The following is a 22,713-nucleotide window of genomic DNA, read 5'->3' on the forward strand; positions in this document are numbered from 1 at the left end:
GCACTGATTTTGCGATTATAACTTTCGACCAAGCCGCTTTTCTATTTGACGCTTTTCCCATTCTGCCCCAAAAAAATTGAATACTTCGAAAGCACTCAGGCCATGAGAAACAATACCAATTCCCCACCCCATTGCTGGCCACCATGCCCATATATAGCTAGGGTCTGTCATAAAGTTAATCACAAATAACATCGTAATAACTAAACCATATGTGATTAGGTGGGAGTAAAATCCTTTAATCTCCCTGACTTGTTCAATTACTTTTTTCTCTTCACTAGAAACCGTTAATTCATCGTTCATGCTTGACTCCATTTTAAGGTCAGTTACGTTAACTTCAAAAACAGCAGCCAAAGCATTTAACGATTCAAGGCCAGCATTCTGCCCTCTTTCTATTCTCTGAATTGTCCTAACACTTAGTCCACTTAGTTGAGATAGATGCTCTTGAGACCAACCTCGTTGTAACCTCATTTTTCTAATAATCACCGTAGAATCCTTCCTGCTGTTTTGATGAATACTATCCTTTAGCCCAACCTACCGGAACGACACAAGCACGACAAGAACATGACAGTTCTTTAAAATCAATATGATAAGAATGAAAAGATGCATAATGTAACGTCAACATTAGTAAAGCACCTTGCGAAAATAAATGTTATCACTCTTATCACAATAAAAAGAATTATGGCAATAACAGTGATGTAATTAAATGTCTATTAGGAGGGATATTTGATTTTGCGACCAATAATACTTAAAGGGGTATACTCAAGCTACTTCAAGGTACAGGTTTCAGTGGGATTCCAGCTCATTGCTATTTTATTAAAATTAACTCATTCAACATTTGTAGTCGATACCGTTAAGATGGGCTCTACCTGTATCACATTTCCTGATTCAGAATTCTCTATACTTTCTTCTTCAAAATTTAATGCGGCGATTGCCTGCTGCTCTAGCAAATTTAGCGTTTTTAAATCTGATTGGTTATGTGACAGTGACAAGCCAATTAAAATACCTGCAATTAGGCAAACAGGCGCAGCTAAGCTTCTTATCGTCACGATACACCCCATCGCTGCGACCGATATTAATGTCGCGATGTAAATATTCCCCTCAACATCAGAGTAAAAAGCCACAAATAACGCAATAAATTGTAGTAGTACACCCGTTGTTAATAGAGCTAGTTTCATCACACGCCTCCACCCCACTATCATGCTTYAATCAAGTATAGGCACATAAATTTCGAGTCTAAATATTTAATTCCATGAAATGATTAAGTATATATTTACAGTATGGAAACCAGTTAAAGTGCTGCAAATGTTAATACAATGACTAAATGACAGTTTTATGAATGGATTTATGCAGAGAATACAAAAAACGACGCAGATCACAGTTTTATATTCACAATTATGAGAAATTTGATCTAGGCTTTATTTACAAGAAAAAAACGCAACACTCTTACATTTGTCATAAAAAGGAAATATATGCAGCATAATGAAATGATCAACCCAACCCATACTGGATTAATTACTCGCACCGCTCTGACTGGTTTAGCTTTTATGGTCGTCGGTTTGTTCTTGATGTAATAACTAACTTGGTATCTCCGTGTGAAAAACCAACTGATGTATTTGCACTGTAGACAGTAATAAAGGCATGAATTTAATTTTCATGCCTTTTTATTTTCACCTCGACACCAGCTCACCCAATGTTTTCAAATGCTAATACCTGCTTCTCATCAGATATTGCCTTTTGTGGTAAGTACACTGAAAAAGTTGTTCCTTTGCCAAGGGATGATTGCACTATTATCTCTCCCCCTATACCACTAATAATTCCATGGCTAACCGATAGCCCTAAGCCTGTACCACTTCGTCTTGTCGTGAAAAATGGGTCAAATATACGTTGTAAGTTCTTCTCTGAAATACCGCAGCCATAGTCAGTAATATTCACGATTGCGCCTGTAATATCACCTTGTTCGTTAACCCAGTCTTCTGTCGTTACACGCAATATTCCTTCATCGTTCATGGCATGAACACCATTCATTTGCAGATTAACCAAAACTTGTAATAACTGATGACGATTCACTTCCACCGAGCATTTTGCATCTAAAACGGATTCGATTTGAATATCAAGCTGCTTTGTACCCGTTCTTACTAACGTTAGGCTTTCTTCAACAATTGGGTTCAAATGCTGCCATGTCACTTCATCTTGCACACCACCTTGGCGACTATATTGAAGTAGGCTTCGAGTTATATTGCTTATTCGGTCAATTTGCTGATGGATAGCTTCTAATTCTTCTTGAACTTTTTCTGCGTCATCACCTAGTTCAAACTGAAGTAACTCAACATTGCCAAGGATCACCGCCGTCGGGTTATTAATTTCATGGGCAATGCCGGCAGTTAACTCACCGAGTGCCGCTAGTTTTTCGGTGCTCACTAGCTTACTCCGCGCCTGATTTAATAATTTAATATGCTGCTCAAGTTCTTCCGTTTTTTCTCGAAGGCTTTGGGTACGTTCTTTTACTTTATCTTCTAATTCTAATGATGCTTGTTTAATCACGTCATTACGCAGTTGTAGTTGATCAAGTACAGTATCGAACTGTCTCCCCAAGATCTCTAATTCATGGCCTGATGTTAGGTTTAAGGGGCCAATACGGCGGTCTAAACCAATCTTAATGGCTGATACTACCTGATGCATTTTTTCAATCGGTAAGAAGAGATCCCTTGCTCCACGGTAAACAATTATTCCCGAGAGCAATAACACGGCAAGAATGCCTGAACCGAGTTCAACAATATTCATTAAATATATTTTTATTATGGGCCATTCAAGATAGCCCGTGTAGAGCATACCTATTATATTGCCATCATGATCCTTGAGTGGTTCATAACCCGAAACGTACCAGTCATCATAGACAAAAGCACGATCAACCCAAGTTTCACCGCGCTGAAGCACCGACTTGGAAACATCATCAGATACCCGAGTGCCTACTGCCCTCCCATTTAACTGGCTGCTATCAAGCGGCACATTGGTACTGACTCGAATGTCATTCATAAATAACGTTACTGTGCCAATACTTCCCTTTGGCAAGGTATCTGATGCATAAACAAGATCACGCATTCGATCTACCAACAACGTACTGTTATTAAGCAGCATTCCACCATCAACAATCCATTGGAGTTTACCTTGTGAGTTGAAGATAGGAATTAAGCTACGGCTTACCAAGCCACGGGTAACAATTCCACTTTCATTTAACAATGGTATTTGCGCTCGTGCAGGTAAATCGGGGTTGAGCGAATCTAACTCATAATCTTTTAAAGTCTGAAAGAATGTTTGCTCTTCACCACGCATAAGTAAACGGCGGTTCACTTTAGAAAACCCACCTAATGCCGAAGCTGGATGTATAACAACAAAATCTAAATCGTAATGACTTGGCTGCAGCTTCACCCAATCAATGAGTTTGGCTTCATCATTGCGCAGTAAGTGTTGAAAATCATAAGATTCGGTTAACGCTGTCAATTGCATCCGCTGCTCTTTTTGCAACAACACCATACTATGGTGGGCAACGGCGAGATCAGCTCTTACATTCATAAGCGCACTTTGCCATGTATACATCACAGTCCAATACATGGTTAATGCAACTAAGGCCAATAACGTAATAATGATTGGTACAGAAGTCAGTAACAATAAGCGATAACGAACCATGGTACGAAAGCGACGTACCCACATTAAAATATACTGTTTCATTAATGCCTATTCCCTGTTAATTATGAGGGGTAAAAACAGACTCTTCAGCCCAATCTTTGTATTTTCTTTCCAATGTTTTACGCGCTACCCCAAGCTGCCTTGCTGCAGCCGATTTATTCCCCTGATGCGAATCGACAACCTGCATAATGTGCGCTTTTTCGACTTCTTTCAGCGTCCAATCAGATGGGTAACAAAATGCCTCACCATCTACACCCTGACACTGGCACAGCTCTTGAGCATCGACGGGAGATACTATCGTCACATTGTCAGTCATGCTGCTGTCTGCTGTCATCGGTATTGTTTCAACGTCTTTATCAGTACTGACAGGAAGACCAGATAACTCACGCCAATAATCTGCTGGCGGTTTTCCTAGCAATAAGCAACGCTCCATCATATTACGCAACTCTCGAATATTACCCGGCCAATCATACGACTGCATCGCCTGAATATCCTCATGCGTCCAACTGACAGGCTTAGAGCCAATATCTTTCGCTAATTGCTGGGTAAAGTGATGGGCTAAAACAGGTATATCATCCAATCGCTCACGTAGTGAGGGTAATTCAATCGTCAGTACATTTAGTCGGTAGTAAAGATCTCGGCGAAAACGCCCTTCTTCGACTTCAATCTTTAAATTTCGATTTGTTGCCGCAACAATTCGTACATCAACACTCACTTCACGCTCTGCGCCCACTGGGCGAATTGCTTTTTGTTCTAGTGCTCGTAGCAATGACGATTGCATAGACATTGGCATTTCACCAATTTCATCAAGAAAAAGTGTGCCGTTATTGGCAACTCTAAATAGCCCTTCCCGTCCTTTTTTAGCCCCGGTGAATGCCCCTGATACATGGCCAAACAATTCACTTTCCAATAAATCGGATGCAATAGCGCCACAGTTTAACGGCACAAAAGGACCGCTACGTTTGCTGATTTGATGAAGAGCCCTTGCCACCAGTTCTTTACCCGTGCCCGACTCACCTTCAACCAATACAGCTGCTTGTGATGGTGCAACTTGAGCAATTAACTTTTTCATCGCCAATGTACGTGGTGCATCACCAATAATATCAACAGGATAGCTACGCGAAACATCACGTTGCAACGCGAAATTTTGCCGTTCAACCAGCCGACGCTCAATACAACGACTGACTGATTGCATCATCTGATTTAAGTTAAATGGTTTTAAAATGAAATCGGAAGCACCAGCACGAAGCGCTTGAATTGCCGTATCGAGATTTGCATAGCCTGTCATAAAAATCACGTCACTGCGTCGAGTTGACGGGTCAAATGCTTCATGCCACTCGATACCAGAACGACCAGGTAAGTTGATATCAACAATGAGTAAATCAAAATGACAGCGTTTACGAATTTCTTCAGCTTCCTCAATGCTACCCGCAACATCAACTTGGGCGAACTGTTTGCTCAACGCTTTTTTTAGAATAGCGCGCATCCCCGGTTCGTCATCAACAACAAGTACCGAAACGGCTGACCATGAAATCGTGGTGTTCTCAGACATAAATACATAATTTAGCTATGGTTATTGATGAGACATTTTGTCTTATCAACATAATGTCTGTCAAAGTTGTTTCTAATTGTTTCTTGTTTTTTCGTAGGTATTTAACCTATTTTTGTTTTAAATCATTACGTTAAATAAATTTTCACATATAAAATGTTAGCGCTCATCAAGTTGGCACTTGAATTGCTTATACAGGCGATAACAGCTTGTGCATTCTATAACCACGTTAGTTGGTGGTTAGTTTGGTACTAGAACTCTATGTATTCTCAAATGACTAAACTGTCAGGAAGACCTATGAAATTATTAAAATCAACGCTTGTTGTCTTAACTCTTTTCTCTGCGACTGCACTTCAAGCAGCTGAAGACATGACTATCCGCCTTGCAACAACAACCAGTACTTACCATTCAGGGCTATTAGATTACCTATTACCAGCATTTAAAAAAGATACCGGTTATAGCGTAGAAGTGCTGGCGGCTGGTACCGGCAAATCACTTCGGATGGGACAAAATGGTGACGTTGATGTCGTTATGACACATGCGCCTGAAGCAGAAGCTAATTTTGTTGAAAAAGGCTACGGCGTTTTACCTCGTAAACTGATGTACAATGACTTTGTTATTGTGGGACCAAAATCTGACCCAGCAAAACTGWCAGGCATGACCGATGTAGCGGCAGCCCTAACCAAACTTGCTAATGAAAACGAAACATTTGTCTCTCGTGGTGACGACTCAGGTACGCATAAAAAAGAACTGACACTATGGTCTCAAACAAAAATCGAACCTAATTTTGGTGGCTATAAAGCAGTAGGACAAGGTATGGGTCCCACGCTGAATATGGCATCAGAACTACAAGGCTATACCATGACAGACCGTGGTACTTGGTTGGCATATCAAAACAAATTAGATTTAGAGATCGTGCTTCAGGGTGATGATCGTTTGTTTAATCCGTACCAAGTCATTATTGTCAATCCAAGCCGCTACCCTGATACGAATTATCAAGGTGCTAAGTCATTCAGTGACTGGTTAGTCAATCAAAAAGCACAGTCTCTGATTAACAACTACAAGCGACATGGCGAGCAACTTTTTGTCGCGAGCGCGATTACTCAATAAATGGATATATGGCAAACCACACAACAAGCGATCCAACTATTACTGAGCGGTGACGGCGCTCTGTGGGGAATCGTGGGGGTTTCTTTTTCCGTGTCTTTGCTGGCAATAGGCATTGTGCTATTGCCAGCATTGTTGATTGGCTTCGCCCTCGCCTATGGAAAGTTTCCTGGCCGATGGCTGATTTTATCGTTATTTAATACTTTTCAATCGATTCCAACAGTCGTGATTGGGCTATTGCTTTATATGCTTTTATCTCGCTCGGGCCCTATGGGTGATTGGAAAATGTTGTTTACGCAACAAGCGATGATTCTTGGCCAAATCCTCATTTGTTTTCCGATCTTGGTTTCAATGATGCACGCAGCCTTTCAAAACAGCGATCGCCGAGCTTGGGAAACATCCCTTACGCTAGGTGCAAGCCTCCCACGGGCGCTAATGAGCCTGATGTGGGAAAGTCGATTCCCGCTGTTAGCCGCTGTCATTGCTGCATTTAGCCGAATCATTACCGAGGTTGGTTGCTCGATGATGGTTGGTGGTAATATATTAAATTCAACACGAAATATTCCTACGGCGATTGCATTAGAAAGCTCTAAAGGTGCATTCGCCCAAGGTGTTGCCTTAGGAATGGTGCTGCTGATTTTGGCACTCGTACTAAACTTTCTTTTATCTGTTGCTCGTGGTAAAGCCCACTTGCGCACAAATTAAGTCGGGGAACAGGTAATGACTCAACTATCTATTCAGGCTAAAGACCTTTCCATACGTTTCAAAGATCGCCTGTTGTTTCACATTCCTCAACTTTCTATTGGCCCTAAAGATGCTATCTACCTTACTGGTGATAATGGTGTCGGTAAAACGACGCTATTAAAAATACTGAGTGGGTTACAAAAGCCAACGACAGGTGTTGTTAGCCTTGAAAAACAATCACTACTGCGCCGCCTTTTTAGCACACAGAGCAATGGCGGTGTTATCTATATGCATCAAACACCTTACATGTTTGATGGCAGTGTGATGGATAATGTCTCTTATGGCCTTAAATTCACCATTCGAGACCGACAACAACGCCGAACTGAAGCTATTAATGCCCTTCGTATGGTAGGGTTAGAAACCTTGGCAGACGAACATATTTCTGTTTTATCTGGTGGTGAACGCCAACGAGTTGCAATGGCACGCGCTTGGGTATTAAAACCCGGCGTATTGTTAATGGATGAATCAAGTGCAAGCTTGGATCCTGAGTCTATCGACAGGCTCGTTGTGCTATCTAAAGATTTACTCTCACGAGGAACAAGTTTAGTGATCACAAGTCACCAGAAAAATGCACTTACGGCATTGTGTCGTCGCCAATGGACAATTACTGATACAAACTTAATTGAACGTGCTGAACTACATCTTGTAGACGAGGATAACGATAGCTATGCCTACGCCTGAAAACACTAGCTGGGTCATTTTAGCAGGTGGACAAGCAAGCCGCATGGGCGGTAATGATAAAGGGCTAGTTAAATTAGCCGGCCGAGCCATGATTGAACATGTGATGGATACTCTTAAATCACAAACAAATGCCATCACAATAAACGCTAATAGAAACGCATCAACTTACCAACAATATGGTCCTGTTTTTGGTGACCACATTCAAGATTACCCTGGCCCTCTGGGTGGTATGCATGCGGCACTTCATCACTTAAACGATGACTGGGTGGGTTTTGTTCCTTGTGACTGCCCACAACTACCTCATGATCTCGTTAGCCGCATGGCGGATGCTTGCGACGAAACAACCGATATCGCTGTTGCCCATGATGGTGAACATATTCAACCAGTAGTGACGCTACTGCATCGACGCATACTGCCAAAGTTGGAAGCATTTCTCGCAAATGGTGACCGTAAAATCATCTTACTCTATAAGCAATGCAATATGATCACCGTTGATTTTAGCGACCAGCCTAACGCATTTGTGAACTTAAACACCCCAGAAGAACTAGCACATTTCGGACAAAATTTATGAGTCAAATTACTGCAAGCCTTCCTCTTTTAGGCTTTGCCGCATGGAGCGGAACAGGTAAAACAACGTTACTTGAAGCCATACTACCAAAGCTTGTTGAACGTGGCGTTCGTGTTGCCGTAATAAAACATGCTCATCATAACTTTGATATTGATAAGGAAGGTAAAGACAGTTACCGACTGCGTAAAGCAGGCGCGGGTCAGATGCTCATTTCTTCTCGTTACCGCCGCGCAATGGTGACAGAAACACCGGAAGAAGAAGCGAACTTGCCGCAACTGATTGCCCAGCTTGATCAAACCAAACTCGATTTGATTTTGGTTGAAGGCTTTAAAAAGCTCGATTTCCCGAAAATTGAACTTCACAGAGAAGAAATCGGTAAACCTTGGCTTCATCCAGAAGACAATAACATTATCGCTGTTGCTGCCGACATCACAGCCGAAACATCACTACCACAACTTAATATTAATGATTTGGATAAAATCACTGATTACGTGGTTAACTTTGCCAAGCAAGGTATAACAGCCCCACTCAGCTGTAGCGATCTTGACCCTTCAGGCATGCTATCTGTCGAGCAGGGGCGCGAAAAGATATTGAGCCAAATCGTCGCACCTTCCCTTGCTGAAAACGTTGCGCTTAAACAAGCGCTGGGACAAATTGTCGCAGAAGACATTTTATCTCCAGTGAATGTCCCTCAGCACACCAACTCGGCAATGGATGGCTACGCGATTCGCGGCGATGATATTGAACGAAATAGCTATAACGTTGTAGCTCAAGTAATGGCTGGACATCACTATGATATACCGCTGGAACAAGGTGAAGCTGTCCGCATCATGACAGGAGCACCCGTACCTGAAAATGCTGATACGGTTATCATGCGTGAACAATCCCAACAAGATGGTGACACCGTTACCTTTGACCTTTCCATGGGTACAATCCGCCAAGGGCAGAATGTGCGTCAAGCAGGTGAGGATCTCGCGCGAGGACAAGCTGCAGTACGTGCTGGTACACAAATCACTGCCCCAGAACTCGGAATGATTGCTTCACTAGGCTTAAACTCGGTAAATATTCGCCCAAAAGTTAAGGTCGCTATATTCTCGACCGGTGATGAAGTACAACACCCTGGCGAAGACCAAAAACAAAATTGTATTTACGACTCTAATCGCTACACACTCCATGCCATGTTGACCAAAATCGGCTGTGAAGTGATTGACCTTGGTATCATCGAAGACAATGAAGCATCACTTGAAGCAACGCTTACAGCGGCGAGCGAACAAGCAGACTTAATTTTGTCATCGGGAGGAGTATCAGTTGGTGATGCTGATTACATCAAAACTGTGCTGGACAAGTTAGGCCAGATTAATTTCTGGCGTATTAACATGCGCCCAGGCCGACCGCTAGCCTTTGGTCAAATCCAAGCGAAACCCTTCTTCGGTTTACCCGGTAACCCTGTCGCCGTCATGGTCGTCTTTTTACAATTTGTAGAGCCTGCTATCCGTAAACTTCAGGGGATGACTCATTGGGAAGCGACAACATTCAATGCCATCGCGGAAGAAAAATTACGCTCTCGCCTAGGCCGTACAGAATATAGCCGTGGTTGTTATGGCATAGATGCAAATGGCCGTCTAACCGTAAAATCAACAGGCCAGCAAGGTTCGGGGATTTTACGTTCGATGAGTGAAGCAAATTGCTTAATTGAAATTGTGCCTGAACAGCCTAGTATCGAGGTTGGAGAAACAGTGCGTGTGATACCGCTAGTCAATCGTATATAACGCGTATCAAACTAAAAAACCCAGCTTCAATGCTGGGTTATTGCTGCACTTCCGATCAATGTTTCTTTCCTGTTACTGCAAAATATTATAGCACTCAGCAAGCTGCATTTTCATGCTGCTTACTGAGTGCTTATTTTTTGCAGCTTCCGTGCTACTTTATTTTCCTGAGCTTCTACACGTTTAGAAGAAGAGTACTCTTTGGTACTTCATGTTTACTCAGATAAAGCAACCCTAGCCAAAGCGCTGATGGCAACCTGTCTGTATAGCAGTAATGGTTTCATTTTTATGATTTAATCAATATTCATTACTGATAAGAATTTTACCGAATTATCGAATAATTTGCATCAATAAATTCAGGGTTTATCAATAATTTACATAAATTAACTGTAAAACATGAAGGACTTCACATGAAACCAAGGTTATCGATTCGTGCTGTTATCTATACTGACAATGCCATCTTGCTTTGCAAGCACCATGATGAGCGGGGTTTTTGGTATATCACACCCGGTGGCGGTGTCGAACACGGTGAAACCTTAGAAGAAGCATTTCATCGAGAACTCAAAGAAGAGCTTGGTGCGAAAGCAACAATGGGGGATGTTATTTGTATTCGAGATTTGATTTCAGATAGAGCCCCTACCCCATATTTACCTGACAACTTCCATCAAGTTGAAATCTTTGTATCTGCATCCAATATCGAGTTTCATTCTACCGCAACAAACCTCGACCCCAATCAAGTTGGCTACGAATGGGTTGATATAGACAAACTGGATGATATTCTCTTTTTTCCACAGGAGCTTGCTGAGCACTTTCGCCAACAACTATTCGTCAAAATCTATCAGGGTCATAAGCTTTAGCGTCGAATAAAACGAGAATGTTCGCATAATCTCGAGTAAAATCATGTTTTTCACTGGCTAGACCATTCAGTGAGTACTTATCATGTAGAATGGCCTCAGTTTGATTATCAAGGTATCAATAAGTTAGGCATGTTTTTAGAATCTTATTACTCTGAACAGAATGGTGAATTCACATTTACCCGAGAGCAAGCGAGCCATTTTGCAAAAAAGATCGCTGGCGATTTTAACCCCATTCATGATGAAGACAACAAGCGATTCTGTGTTCCTGGAGATCTTCTTTTTTCTGTTGTTCTTGCTAAAGCTGGCTTAAGCCATAAAATGCGCTTTGAATTTGCAGGCATGATCAGTGATGGTGTCGCATTAAAAGGCGCCCACAGAACATTCGATGATTTTTCTGTTGTTGATAACAATGCTAAAGAGTACCTACACATTACTCGTGAAGGTGAGATCAATACAGATCCCGCTTTAATAGAGCAAGTTACCAAAAGCTATGTACAGTTTTCTGGGATGAACTTCCCACACATCATGGTGCCTTTGATGAAATCAAAAGACATTATGATTAACCCAACCCGTCCCCTTGTGATCTATGAAAGCATGGAATTAGACTTCAGCAGATTAGACATAACAGCCCCGACTGTTGAGCTAATGGACTCTGAAATTGATGTTCAAGGCAAACGTGGCAGTGTGACGCTTAAGTTTTGCTTCAAAGAGAACGGTGAAATTGTTGGTACTGGTAAAAAGCGTATGGTAATGAGTGGCTTAAAACCTTATTGCCAAGACGATATTGATGATTTAGTTAGCCGTTTTAACCAACGCAAAGTAGACTTTTCATCATTATTAGCGGCTTAATCTCATTTGTACCGCTCAATGAAGGCTAGCAACTGCTGGCCTTTTTTATTTCCATCTACTGCTTAGTTATTAATCCTCCTTACACCCATATCTCCTATACTTTACTTTGTCTTTATCCTCCGATATTGGCACCCCATGATGTTACTTTCAAATAATGTGGAGAAATAATCATGGTTAAAAAAACACTCTCGACACTATGTGTCACGGCTTTACTATGCTCCCCGTTTTTAACTTCAGCAGTATTCGCCGAAGACGATGTAATGACAGATAAAATTGGTAGAGCTAAATCTGCAGCACCAGCTTCTATTAGCGATCATGCAACCATCATTGTTGATGGCAAAGAAGTCGTTACAGGAACGAATGGCTGGACCTGTCTACCGGATACATTTCCCGGTGATGGTATGCCAATGTGTAACGATCAAGTATGGATGGATATGTTAGGGGCTATGGTAAATAAGGAAGAATATACGGCGACCCAAATTGGTATTTCATACATGCTGCAAGGTGATCGCGGGGCTGGTGTCAGTAATTCAGACCCTTACCACCCAGAACCTAAAAAAGCGGAAGACTATACAGAAACGGGCCCTCATTTAATGATCATCGTACCGAAAGAAATGCTAGTAGGCATTACGGATGATCCTAGCTCTGGTGGGCCTTATGTTATGTGGAAAGATACACCTTATGTCCACATCATGGTGCCAGTTGCTGATAAATAACATTTCCCCCCGATATGGCTCATACTCAATAACTCCTGAACATATCGGGGTTTTTAAACCCTAGTATTCTGCCACCACTTGATTTAAAGCCAACGAATCAATATATGACTGACTTTTATTCACTTCTGGTTGGAGCTCAAGTCGTCTCACAACATAGTTGCTGCGATTTAAGCGCTTGATAATAGTCTTTGTATATTGCTTTGACCCTTTTTCATTATCGACCAGTATCGTCAGTAATAGACAATTCAAATCAAATGAGAAAGGATAACGATCCATAACCGTTGGTATTTTGGCTAATTGATCACGTTGATGCTTTTGTCTTGTCAGCCAATGATAGGTCTTCTGCAGTTGGCTATAAGGTGAAGCTGCCCACTGAAATTGTTCCGGATACCGCTTAGACACATCTGGTACATTCATTGTGTTAATGATTTGTACGCAGAGTTTTGCCTCTCCGCAAATGGCTAAACATCGAAGCGCCGTTAACACGAGTAGCACTGACGGCTTACGTTTACGTCTAACGACATTATGAAAGATATCTAATGCGATAGCCCTCGCTTTTAGTTGCTTACCCTCTTTATGAAAGTGCATCGCCACTAGCAGTTTAACGGTTGCTGTATACTCCTCTCGTTTATCTAATGGTATACGCTTATTTATCACCCTATTGATTGGCTGAATATACTGCTTGTATTGCGTTGCACGTATTCCAACACGCATACACATTAAAGAGTTAAACATTGAAATAACCAAAGACTGGTAGCTATCGAGGCTTTTAGATAAGTAAAGTGTTCGTTTTGATACAACCGAAGCTAATGATTCTAACTTTCCCTGCTTTATTTCACAATCAATCAACTGATTATAAGCGTCGTCATCAACAGGGTGGCACTCAAACGCACTATGACGATGATGGCTCATCGCTTCATAATTTTTTAATACTCGATACTCTTCGGCTAAACGACAATGCGCCATAAATAAGCAATCATTCTTTTTTAAGACCCATTTTAACGATGCAATACTACGCTTGCTATCATCACAAAATTCACTAAATCGAATAACATTTACCGTGGATATCTCAGCTCTTTCATATTTATTATAAATAGAAAAAAACTCTTCTTTATTGTGACTTTTATATAAAGATTCCAATGCTAAATTGATAAGAGGCTTACTTTTAATTTTACTATTATATTGAGTGACACTTTGTGAAAATAATTTATGATTCTTTTTTGCGCCAACGTATACTTTATCGTAAAACTGCTTTAGTGAAATAAGTCGATTTAGTAATTCTCTAAATTGCTCGTAGTTAATTAACCCTGTAATAACATGATCAGAATTGAGCATTTTTGCACTATCAACATCAATAGCTTTTGAAAAATCAGGCAGGTTCAAGATAACAACTGGGTATGTTTTAAAGTACAACTTGTCCTTCATTTTCCGTGTAAAATCATTAAGTTCCCTTACATAATCATAAGAGTACTCAAAAATACTTACATCATACTTTGTTACAGAAGTTGCCTTTAATTTTTCATGGTTAATAACATCAACATTGTTAACGCCTGCTTTAATAAACATTTGTTTAACTTGTGATGCTTTCTCCCTGTTATCAAAGCAAACTAACGCTGTTAAATCTGATAGCGGAATAATTGATGACATTGGTAACAGCCTTGATAGACGAAAAACATAGAGCACCGAAATATACATGAGTCATGGATCATCGCACAACTAGCTTACAGTTATTTCTGTAAAACAATATGAAATAAAATTCAACTAGGTACTAATATTTATAAACTTACCAATATTAGCCAATAAACTGTCACCCTCCCACCCAACTCGTCAATATAATGCCATCGGTCGTTATTATTTGTTAATAAGGCATAAGCAATTCATATTCACTTTTTTGAGTATAAGCAACGAAGTTACTCATACTCAATGAATGTAAGCGCTTCTTTGTGCGCTAGGTAATCATTAAAATTTGTATTATATTCGCCTTAGCAGCGTGAATGGATTCTAAAAATGTCGCTAGCCATTTTAATCATAGGGATAACGAATGAACCTAAGACAAATAGAAATTTTTTACGCCATCATGAAAGCAGGTTCAGTATCTGGTGCAGCTAAACTGTTGCATGTCTCACAACCGAATGTCACTCGAGTACTCGCGCATACCGAACAACAACTTGGATTTACGCTTTTCCATCGCGCTAAAGGCCGTTTAGTTGCAACTGAAGAAGCTCAAAAGTTATTACCAGAAGCGGAAAATGTCTACCAACAACTGAACCGTTTTCACTCGCTAACCAGTAAAATCCAAAAAGGTCATCAACATTTACGTATCGGTGCACCTCCAATTCTGGCCTCGTCTTTGCTGCCCAAGGTGATCAATCATGTTTGTGCCGATAAAAACATTTCAATCGAACTTTCCACAGATAACCGAGCAGAGCTTTGTAATGCACTGGTACAGAACCAATTAGATTTTATCGTTTGCTTTGGTAGCGAAATCCCACCCGCGATTTCTGGTGAATCACTACTCTCGACTAAAATGGTCGCGCTCCTCCCACTCGAACCACAAACAACGTCAACACCTCACTTAACCTCGCCTTTAACTGATATCACGTTAAATCAGCTTGTCGATGGGTCATACAATATTATTGGGTTAGATGCGCGTGACCCTATTGGCTTTATTGTCTCGCACGCTATTCAACAGATATCACCGCAATACCGTTATCAAATTTCGGTGCGTTCATATTCAGCGGCAGCTCAATTAGTGGCTCAAGGTTGCGGAGTTGCAATCGTCGACCCTTGGACTGCGCAAATGGTTAATAAAGACGTACAGGTTTGCTCGCTTAGGCATCCATTAACAATTGATGTTTCCATCCTATATGCTGACCATAACCCGCTTTCACCAATCGCGATGACATTTATTCAACAACTCAAACGAATGAGCCAATAGCCAATAGCCAATAGCCAATAGCCAATAGCCAATAGCCAATATAAAGTACAGCGATATAGGCAATCGCTGTACTGTTTAATTGCATAACCTTCTCACCCCTTATAATTAAGACAGCCTCCTTCTCTATATCTAATATTCTTACGAATTAGCACATACATATTTACCTAGGGTGCATTGCCATTAATGCACTCATCGCAAAAGGTTCGGTGGACGCCCAGTGAAAACAGTAACTATCAAACCGCAGAAACTATTCAGCCTTATTATTACTGTACTTTTCGCAGTCGTAATAATTGGCTGTAGTGAGGAACAAACAGCTCCGCAGCAGGGGCCAGTGTATGATATTGGGTATGTTGTAATCACCCCTAAAACAATTGAGCTTCGCGATGAAATGCCTGGCCGAACTGTCGCCTCATTCGAATCGGAAGTTCGTCCACAAGTTGGCGGGATCATTCTAAAGCAACTCTTTGAGGAGGGTTCGATGGTGACAAAGGGTCAGCCTCTGTATCAGATAGATCCTGCCCCCTTTCAACTCAGCCTTAAAAGTGCGCAATCAGAGCTACGTAAAGCCAAAGCAAATCAGAGCACAGCACGAAATAGAGCAGGACGTTACCAACGACTTGTTAAAGAACAAGCTGTTTCACGCCAAGATTATGATGATGCAGTTGCCACCTACCAACAAGCGCAATCAGACGTTGCAAGTGCAGACGCCGCTGTTGAAAATGCAAAGATAAACCTCAACTACACCAAAGTTAACGCCCCTATTTCAGGGCGAGCTGGACGCTCAACGGTAACCGCAGGTGCATTAGTCACCGCCAATCAATCATCACCATTAGTTACCGTGCAAACCTATGATCCTATGCATGTTGACTTAACAGCCTCAAGTACCGAATTACTGCAATTTCGTCGTGATTTAGCTAAAGGGGCTTTTTCTCGAAATCAAGGAGAGCTAAGTGGCATTGATTTATTTCTTGAAGATGGCACCACGTATGATCATACCGGCAGCATCCTTTTTTCCGATATCAATATAAACCAAACGACTGGCTCATTTGTTTTGAGGGTTTCTTTTGCTAACCCAGATCGTATCTTATTGCCCGGCATGTTTGTCAGAGCATCATTGCCTCGCGGGATCGTTAAAAGTGCCATTATGGTGCCAGCTAAAGCCCTATCACGCACGCCAAAAGGCGAAGCGCAAGTCAATGTGATTGGTAGCGATAATAATATTGAGTTACGCACGGTAGAAACCCAGAGCATGATCGACAATAGCTGGTTCATACTGGATGGTTTAAAAACCGGCGAAAAAGTGGTTGTCGAAGGACTGCAATTCATTCGCCCTGGCGCACCGGTCGCTAAGTCTCATGAAGTTACCACAACAAGTACAAAACAATAGGACTAAACCATGGCGCATTTTTTTATAAACCGCCCTGTTTTTGCTTGGGTACTTGCGATCTTAGTTATGCTCGCTGGGGTTATCTCACTGTTTATTTTGCCTATTGCTCAATACCCAACCATCGCCCCACCAGCCATTCAAATTTCAGCTGTTTACCCTGGGGCATCCGCTAAAACGGCAGAAGACTCGGTCACTCAAGTTATCGAACAACAAATGAATGGCTTAGATAACTTACTGTACATGTCTTCAACCTCTGACTCATTTGGTAACACGACAACAACACTTACTTTTGCTTCAGGCACCGACCCGGATATCGCCCAAGTACAAGTCCAAAATAAATTATCTGCGGCCACGCCGTTACTTCCGCTCGATGTTCAAAACCAAGGGGTACGCGTTGAAAAAGCCAGTAACTCCATTTTAATGGTTATCGGCTTTGTGTCTGAAGATGACTCTCTTACGAATGCTGATATCTCAGATTACATTTCAAGTAACGTGTTGGATCCCCTCAGCCGTGTTAATGGTGTTGGGCAAACACAGCTATTCGGTGCAGAGTACGCCATGCGTATCTGGTTAAACCCTTATCAGTTGGAAAGTTTTAACTTAATGCCTTCTGATATCGTCGCTTCAATACAAGAGCAAAATGCACAGGTTTCAGCAGGCCAGCTCGGCGCTGCACCCGCCGCGGCTGGACAAGAGCTATCTGCGACAATAACCGCCCAATCTCGATTGCAAACCATTGAGCAATTTGAACAAATTCTACTAAAAGTAAACGAAGATGGCTCGCAAGTATTACTGAAAGACGTGGCTAACGTTGAACTTGGCTCAGCGTCATATCAAACTGTCTCGCTTTATAATAAAAAGCCTGCCACCGGTATTTCCATCGCACTTGCCACAGGTAAAAACGCACTTGAAACGGCAAATGCCGTCCGTGATAAACTCGCAGAGCTAAAGCCTTTTTTCCCCGAAGGTATTCAAATTGTTTACCCTTACGACACAACCCCGTTCATCGAAATATCAATTGAAGAAGTTGTTAAAACGCTACTTGAAGCCGTGTTCTTAGTCTTCTTGGTTATGCTGCTATTTCTTCAAAGCTTGCGCGCGACGCTCATCCCAACGATTGCTGTTCCGGTTGTTGTCTTAGGCACATTCGCGGTATTACAAGCACTCGGCTACTCCATCAATACGTTAACCATGTTTGCACTTGTACTTGCTATTGGCCTATTAGTCGATGATGCCATAGTGGTTGTTGAAAACGTTGAGCGAATAATGGAAGAAGAAGGATTAGAGCCACGAGCTGCCACCGAGAAATCAATGACAGAAATTACCAGTGCGCTTATTGGTATTGGTATGGTGCTATGTGCTGTCTTTATTCCTATGGCGTTTTTTGCCGGATCAACTGGTGCTATATATCGTCAGTTTTCAATTACCATCGTTACTGCAGTCGCCCTGTCCGTTTTAGTTGCTATCATTTTAACCCCGACCCTGTGCATCAGTTTATTGAAAACCACTGACGGCCATAAAGACACAGGGTTTCCAGGTTGGTTTAATCGGAATTTTAGCAAGGTAACGGAAAAGTATACCTCCGCAGTGACCTTTATAACTCACCGCAGTGTACGTTTCATGTTGGTGTATTTAGGAATTGCAGCCATTATGGCCTTCATTTTCCTACGCTTGCCCACCAGTTTTTTACCCGACGAAGACCAAGGTACCATGATGAGCATGGTCCAGCTGCCGAGTGGTTCAACCCAAGAACAAACTCTGGCCATTCTTGATAAGGTGGAAAATTATTACCTTGAAGATGAAAAAGCCAATGTGAAATCAGTCTTTTCCGTCGCTGGGTTTAGCTTTGCTGGTGCGGGGGCAAATGCAGGCATGATGTTTATCTCATTAAATGATTGGGGTGAGCGTACAAATGATGCAGACAAGGTTAACGCAATTGTTGGACGGGCAATGGGTGCTTTCACCCAAATCCCAGAGGCATTAATTTTTGCTTTTGCACCACCCGCCATCATGGAGCTTGGTAATGCCACTGGCTTTGACATGTTCCTTCAAGACCGAGCTGGACTCGGTCATGAAAAAATGACGGACATTCGAAATCAATTATTAGGGATGGCAGCACAAGAGCCAGAGCTGACTGCGGTACGACCTAACGGGCTCGATGATACGCCTCAATACCACATTGAAATCGACCAGCTAAAAGCCCGAGCGCTGGGCGTTTCGATTAATGACATCAACAGCACACTGGGCACCTCATTAGGCAGTAGCTATGTGAATGACTTTGTTGACCGAGGCCGGATAAAACAAGTCTATGTTCAATCTGACATGCCTTACCGTATGAACCCTGAAGACATTATGGAATGGAAGGTACGAAATGCAGAAGGTGACATGGTCGCCATGCGAGTCTTTAGTAAAGGGGAATGGACTTACGGCTCACCGCGTCTTGAACGTTATAATGGTATTTCCGCAATGGAAATCCTCGGGGAGCCTGCTGCTGGCGTAAGTACAGGTGCTGCGATGGACAAGATGGAAAGCCTGATTGCACAGCTTCCTGATGTGGGGGTTGAATGGACCGGCATGTCATATCAAGAACGTATTTCCGGTGGGCAAGCCCCCATGCTCTACGCACTTTCCATCCTCATCGTATTTCTCTGCCTTGCTGCACTTTATGAAAGTTGGGCCGTTCCTTTCTCCGTTATATTAATTATTCCCTTGGGCGTACTTGGCGCAGTTACCGCAACATCGCTGTTTGGGCTAGATAATGACGTCTATTTTCAGGTCGGATTATTAACAACGATAGGTTTAGGTTCAAAAAACGCCATTATGATCGTGGAATTTGCTAAGTCATACCATGATTCTGGTGAGGAGTTATATAAAGCAACAATCCACGCAGCCAAAATTCGTCTCCGCCCTATTTTAATGACATCACTGGCATTTGGTATGGGTGTTCTCCCCCTCGCTATTTCAAGTGGTGCTGGCTCTGGGGCGCAAAATGCTGTCGGTACTGGTGTACTCGGTGGAGTATTAACAGCGACATTCCTTGGGGTGCTCTTTGTTCCATTGTTTTTTGTAGTAGTAACAAAAATCTTTCTTGGTGAGGATGCTGAACACCCTATCGAGGCAAAAGCAAAGGAGCCAAAATTATGAAAATACAAATTTCATTCATGTTGGCAACCTCGGTATTAATGAGTGGCTGTGCCAATTTCATCCCTGATTATGCTCGTCCTGAAGCGCCTGTTAATACGCAATGGCCAGTCGATGAAAGTAAGCAAACTTACTCTATCTACCAAACAGGCGATCCATCCAACAGTGTAAATAGTCCACCCCGAGCCTTCGTGCCGAGCGTTTCGCCCTATAGTGACTGGCGAAACTTCGTCACCAATGACAAAATCAAGAGTGTTGTTGACCTTGCTCTTAGCAATAACCGTGATGTTCGTATTGCAGTGTTGAACATACTTCGAGCTGAGGCACAATATGGTATTCAACGTGCAAATCTTTTCCCTAACCTCGAGTTAAGTGCTGGCGGTACAAATCAGCGATTACCTGAAAATGCGTCTAACGGTAACTCCACCATCAACAGACAATATAGCGTTGACCTGGGTATAACCAACTATGAAATTGATTTTTGGGGACGAATTTCAAGTCTTGAAAAACAAGCACTCGAGGAATATTTAGCAACCGTAGAAGGCCGACGGAATACACAATTAAGTTTAGTGAGCAGCGTCATCGAAGCCTATTTGACGTTGATGACCGATGAAAATTTATTGCGCTTAGCAAATGAAACTCTCATTTCTCAACAACGATCACTCGATTTAACCCTTAAAAGTTTCAACAATGGCGTTGCAACAGGGCTAGATGTCGCTCAAGCCAAAACCACTGTCGCTACTGCATTGAAAGATGTTGCCCGCTTTACCAGTCAGGTAAACGTCGATAAAAACGCGCTGAATGCATTAGTGGGGGCTACTGTACCTATACACTTACTGCCTCAAGCTGGAGATAGTAACCGGTTTGCCCCAGTTTACGTTGGGATGCCATCAGATGTACTGCTACAACGACCTGATATTCTCGAAGCCGAGCATCAATTAATTGCCGCAAATGCAAATATCGGTGCAGCACGAGCAGCCTATTTCCCAACCATTTCACTGACTGCAACGGGTGGATTACTTAGTGCATCTGCAAGTGATTTGTTTTCTGGTGATAGCCGCAGCTGGGCATTTAATCCTGCGCTAAACTTACCAATCTTCAACTGGGGAGAACTAGATTCAAGACGTGATGTTGCTATAGCCGATCAACAAATTGCATTAAACAATTACGAAAAAGCAATACAAACCGCTTTTCGTGAAGTGGCTGATGCCTTAGCCAATCAGGCTACATTAAAAGATCAGGTCACAGCACAACAAATGCTTGTCGATGCCACAGGCGATAGCTTTAGGCTCTCAAACCTTCGCTTTAATGAAGGCGTAGACGACTATTTTACCGTACTTGATTCACAACGTTCATACTACACAGCACAACAAGAATTATTAACCACCAAGCTCTCTAAAGAACTCAATCTACTCACTCTTTATAAAGTGCTTGGTGGAGGCTGGGTTGAGACTGATGTACCTATGCCAACAACACTTTCAGTCAATGAAAACTAGCACATTGATAAAGTTAAACTTTCAGTATTTTTAACGCCCATTTTATAAACAGAACATAGCCGCTAGCTATTAAATTAACCCTTTTAGTGGTTCGCGGCTCTATCATACCCCCGCTATGACTATAACGTCAGGTTATACCCTCAATACATTAAAGTATTCGTTAACCACCCTGCAATTACATAGGCTTAAGGAAGAAGATTAATCACGAAATTCAAGGATGTAATATGCTAATCCCTCAACCTTACTTACTATTCCTCGGCGATGTTACCGACCCGCTATCAGCTAAAACCGCTAAAGGGATCCAGCAATGGCGACCAGAACTTTGTGTTGGTCAAATCCGCCTGACAAAGGAAACCGTCTCGCTAGGCCTTAGTGATTTGTCATTGGAAGAAGCTAAAGCGCTAGGTGCAAAAACCTTGGTACTCGGTACGGCAAATGCTGGTGGTTACATTCCTGAACGATGGCTTAGTACTCTTTCAGCTGCACTCGATTTAGGCTTTAATATCGCTTCGGGTATGCATCAGCGTCTTGTTGATTACCCTGAATTAAATGCAAAAGCAGCAGCCAATCAATGTCAGCTCTTTGATGTTCGTCATTATGATAAAACACTTGATGTTGGTAACGGCAAGCCACGTGACGGTCAGCGCCTTCTAACCGTAGGAACAGATTGTTCAGTCGGCAAAATGTATTCATCTTTAGCACTCGAAAAAGAAATGAATCAACAAGGCTTATCAACACAATTTTGTGCAACAGGGCAAACGGGCATTTTAATCTCAGGGCGAGGCATTTCAATTGATGCTGTGGTTGCAGATTTTATCTCTGGCGCAACAGAAGCAATTAGTCCTAGCTTTACCGATCACCAGTGGGATGTGATTGAAGGACAGGGTTCGTTATTCAATCCGTCTTACGCTGGCGTTAGCCTTGGTTTGTTACATGGTGCTCAAGCAGATGCCCTTGTTTTATGCCATGAGATCGGCAGACAACATATTCGCCACTTATCGCATATGGCTGTACCAGAAATTCAATCGACTTTAGATGCAAACTTGCAAGCAGCCAAGCTAACCAACCCTAACGCTAAATTCGTTGGTATTTGCCTAAATACCTCTTCGCTTTCCGAAACAGAAGCCCAGCAGCTATGTCACGAATGGAGCGAGCTCTATAATTTGCCAGTTACCGACCCTGTCAGATTCGGTGTCGCGAACATTGTTGATAAATTACATTCACTTTAAG

General features: G+C 42.2%; 18 protein-coding genes. 13 read left to right on the plus strand and 5 right to left on the minus strand.

Features of this window, described 5'->3' with window-relative positions:
• Nucleotides 1–15 precede the first annotated feature (15 nt).
• The 4 genes from L4D09_RS19505 to L4D09_RS19520 form a co-directional block, all read right to left on the minus strand.
• Entirely contained in the window at nucleotides 16–483 is a 468-nt protein-coding gene (locus L4D09_RS19505; RefSeq protein ID WP_428459197.1) for a 2TM domain-containing protein, read from the minus strand.
• A 341-nt stretch (nucleotides 484–824) separates the two neighbouring features.
• A complete protein-coding gene (locus tag L4D09_RS19510; protein WP_428459198.1) occupies nucleotides 825–1,175 on the minus strand; it encodes a hypothetical protein in 351 nt (116 codons plus the stop codon).
• Between the two features lie 508 nt (nucleotides 1,176–1,683).
• A complete protein-coding gene (locus tag L4D09_RS19515) occupies nucleotides 1,684–3,726 on the minus strand; it encodes a sensor histidine kinase (RefSeq protein WP_428459199.1) in 2,043 nt (680 codons plus the stop codon).
• Nucleotides 3,727–3,742: 16 nt separating this feature from the next.
• Nucleotides 3,743–5,236: a sigma-54-dependent transcriptional regulator gene (locus tag L4D09_RS19520; RefSeq protein WP_428459200.1), complete on the minus strand. Its 1,494-nt coding sequence runs from the start codon at nucleotides 5,234–5,236 to the stop codon at nucleotides 3,743–3,745.
• Nucleotides 5,237–5,530: 294 nt separating this feature from the next.
• Here L4D09_RS19520 and L4D09_RS19525 point away from each other — a divergent pair, with 294 nt between their 5' ends.
• The 8 genes from L4D09_RS19525 (at nucleotide 5,531) to L4D09_RS19560 (ending at nucleotide 12,521) form a co-directional block, all read left to right on the plus strand.
• Complete coding sequence (locus L4D09_RS19525; protein WP_428459201.1) at nucleotides 5,531–6,343, plus strand: ABC transporter substrate-binding protein; 813 nt, start codon at nucleotides 5,531–5,533, stop codon at nucleotides 6,341–6,343.
• The gene (locus tag L4D09_RS19530) at nucleotides 6,344–7,045 is read left to right on the plus strand and encodes an ABC transporter permease (protein WP_428459202.1); all 702 of its coding nucleotides are present in this window, start codon (nucleotides 6,344–6,346) and stop codon (nucleotides 7,043–7,045) included. It abuts the gene before it with no gap.
• Between the two features lie 15 nt (nucleotides 7,046–7,060).
• On the plus strand, nucleotides 7,061–7,765 hold the full coding sequence (locus tag L4D09_RS19535; protein WP_428459203.1) for an ABC transporter ATP-binding protein: 705 nt from the start codon (nucleotides 7,061–7,063) through the stop codon (nucleotides 7,763–7,765).
• Nucleotides 7,752–8,336, plus strand: coding sequence for a molybdenum cofactor guanylyltransferase MobA (gene mobA, locus L4D09_RS19540; protein ID WP_428459204.1), 585 nt, complete (start codon nucleotides 7,752–7,754; stop codon nucleotides 8,334–8,336). Before L4D09_RS19535 ends, mobA begins: the two co-directional genes overlap by 14 nt.
• On the plus strand, nucleotides 8,333–10,102 hold the full coding sequence (locus tag L4D09_RS19545) for a bifunctional molybdopterin-guanine dinucleotide biosynthesis adaptor protein MobB/molybdopterin molybdotransferase MoeA (protein WP_428459205.1): 1,770 nt from the start codon (nucleotides 8,333–8,335) through the stop codon (nucleotides 10,100–10,102). The genes mobA and L4D09_RS19545 overlap by 4 nt, the downstream gene beginning before the upstream one ends.
• 407 nt (nucleotides 10,103–10,509) lie before the next feature.
• Entirely contained in the window at nucleotides 10,510–10,956 is a 447-nt protein-coding gene (locus tag L4D09_RS19550) for an NUDIX domain-containing protein (protein WP_428459206.1), read from the plus strand.
• A gap of 129 nt (nucleotides 10,957–11,085) precedes the next feature.
• Nucleotides 11,086–11,805, plus strand: coding sequence for a DUF3581 domain-containing protein (locus L4D09_RS19555; protein WP_428459226.1), 720 nt, complete (start codon nucleotides 11,086–11,088; stop codon nucleotides 11,803–11,805).
• Between the two features lie 170 nt (nucleotides 11,806–11,975).
• Nucleotides 11,976–12,521: a hypothetical protein gene (locus tag L4D09_RS19560; protein WP_428459207.1), complete on the plus strand. Its 546-nt coding sequence runs from the start codon at nucleotides 11,976–11,978 to the stop codon at nucleotides 12,519–12,521.
• A 60-nt stretch (nucleotides 12,522–12,581) separates the two neighbouring features.
• On the opposite strand, the gene L4D09_RS19565 is transcribed toward L4D09_RS19560, so the two are convergent.
• Nucleotides 12,582–14,168 (minus strand): hypothetical protein, encoded by a 1,587-nt coding sequence (locus L4D09_RS19565; protein WP_428459208.1) that lies wholly within the window; start codon nucleotides 14,166–14,168, stop codon nucleotides 12,582–12,584.
• Between the two features lie 394 nt (nucleotides 14,169–14,562).
• Between L4D09_RS19565 and L4D09_RS19570 the strand changes: the two genes are divergently transcribed.
• From L4D09_RS19570 to dgcN, 5 genes are all read left to right on the plus strand, one after another.
• Nucleotides 14,563–15,459, plus strand: coding sequence for a LysR family transcriptional regulator (locus tag L4D09_RS19570; RefSeq protein WP_428459209.1), 897 nt, complete (start codon nucleotides 14,563–14,565; stop codon nucleotides 15,457–15,459).
• A gap of 217 nt (nucleotides 15,460–15,676) precedes the next feature.
• Nucleotides 15,677–16,846, plus strand: coding sequence for an efflux RND transporter periplasmic adaptor subunit (locus tag L4D09_RS19575; RefSeq protein ID WP_428459210.1), 1,170 nt, complete (start codon nucleotides 15,677–15,679; stop codon nucleotides 16,844–16,846).
• Between the two features lie 9 nt (nucleotides 16,847–16,855).
• Complete coding sequence (locus tag L4D09_RS19580) at nucleotides 16,856–19,990, plus strand: efflux RND transporter permease subunit (protein WP_428459211.1); 3,135 nt, start codon at nucleotides 16,856–16,858, stop codon at nucleotides 19,988–19,990.
• Nucleotides 19,987–21,483 (plus strand): efflux transporter outer membrane subunit, encoded by a 1,497-nt coding sequence (locus L4D09_RS19585; protein WP_428459212.1) that lies wholly within the window; start codon nucleotides 19,987–19,989, stop codon nucleotides 21,481–21,483. The genes L4D09_RS19580 and L4D09_RS19585 overlap by 4 nt, the downstream gene beginning before the upstream one ends.
• 224 nt (nucleotides 21,484–21,707) lie before the next feature.
• Nucleotides 21,708–22,712 carry an N-acetyltransferase DgcN gene (dgcN, locus tag L4D09_RS19590; RefSeq protein ID WP_428459213.1) on the plus strand — a complete coding sequence of 335 codons (1,005 nt, stop codon included), beginning with the start codon at nucleotides 21,708–21,710 and terminating at the stop codon, nucleotides 22,710–22,712.
• The last annotated feature ends 1 nt before the right edge of the window (nucleotide 22,713 follow it).

Origin of the sequence: Photobacterium makurazakiensis (assembly GCF_050336715.1) — a bacterium.
In the GTDB taxonomy this organism is placed as follows: domain Bacteria; phylum Pseudomonadota; class Gammaproteobacteria; order Enterobacterales; family Vibrionaceae; genus Photobacterium; species Photobacterium makurazakiensis.

Excerpts from the sequence above, each read along its gene's own strand:
- L4D09_RS19510 (WP_428459198.1), bottom strand. The coding sequence starts at position 1,175 with ATGAAACTAGCTCTATTAACAACGGGTGTACTACTACAATTTATTGCG.
- L4D09_RS19515 (WP_428459199.1), bottom strand. The coding sequence starts at position 3,726 with ATGAAACAGTATATTTTAATGTGGGTACGTCGCTTTCGTACCATGGTT.
- L4D09_RS19520 (WP_428459200.1), bottom strand. The coding sequence starts at position 5,236 with ATGTCTGAGAACACCACGATTTCATGGTCAGCCGTTTCGGTACTTGTT.
- L4D09_RS19530 (WP_428459202.1), top strand. The coding sequence starts at position 6,344 with ATGGATATATGGCAAACCACACAACAAGCGATCCAACTATTACTGAGC.
- L4D09_RS19535 (WP_428459203.1), top strand. The coding sequence starts at position 7,061 with ATGACTCAACTATCTATTCAGGCTAAAGACCTTTCCATACGTTTCAAA.
- mobA (WP_428459204.1), top strand. The coding sequence starts at position 7,752 with ATGCCTACGCCTGAAAACACTAGCTGGGTCATTTTAGCAGGTGGACAA.
- L4D09_RS19545 (WP_428459205.1), top strand. The coding sequence starts at position 8,333 with ATGAGTCAAATTACTGCAAGCCTTCCTCTTTTAGGCTTTGCCGCATGG.
- L4D09_RS19550 (WP_428459206.1), top strand. The coding sequence starts at position 10,510 with ATGAAACCAAGGTTATCGATTCGTGCTGTTATCTATACTGACAATGCC.
- L4D09_RS19555 (WP_428459226.1), top strand. The coding sequence starts at position 11,086 with ATGTTTTTAGAATCTTATTACTCTGAACAGAATGGTGAATTCACATTT.
- L4D09_RS19560 (WP_428459207.1), top strand. The coding sequence starts at position 11,976 with ATGGTTAAAAAAACACTCTCGACACTATGTGTCACGGCTTTACTATGC.
- L4D09_RS19565 (WP_428459208.1), bottom strand. The coding sequence starts at position 14,168 with ATGTCATCAATTATTCCGCTATCAGATTTAACAGCGTTAGTTTGCTTT.
- L4D09_RS19570 (WP_428459209.1), top strand. The coding sequence starts at position 14,563 with ATGAACCTAAGACAAATAGAAATTTTTTACGCCATCATGAAAGCAGGT.
- L4D09_RS19580 (WP_428459211.1), top strand. The coding sequence starts at position 16,856 with ATGGCGCATTTTTTTATAAACCGCCCTGTTTTTGCTTGGGTACTTGCG.
- L4D09_RS19585 (WP_428459212.1), top strand. The coding sequence starts at position 19,987 with ATGAAAATACAAATTTCATTCATGTTGGCAACCTCGGTATTAATGAGT.
- dgcN (WP_428459213.1), top strand. The coding sequence starts at position 21,708 with ATGCTAATCCCTCAACCTTACTTACTATTCCTCGGCGATGTTACCGAC.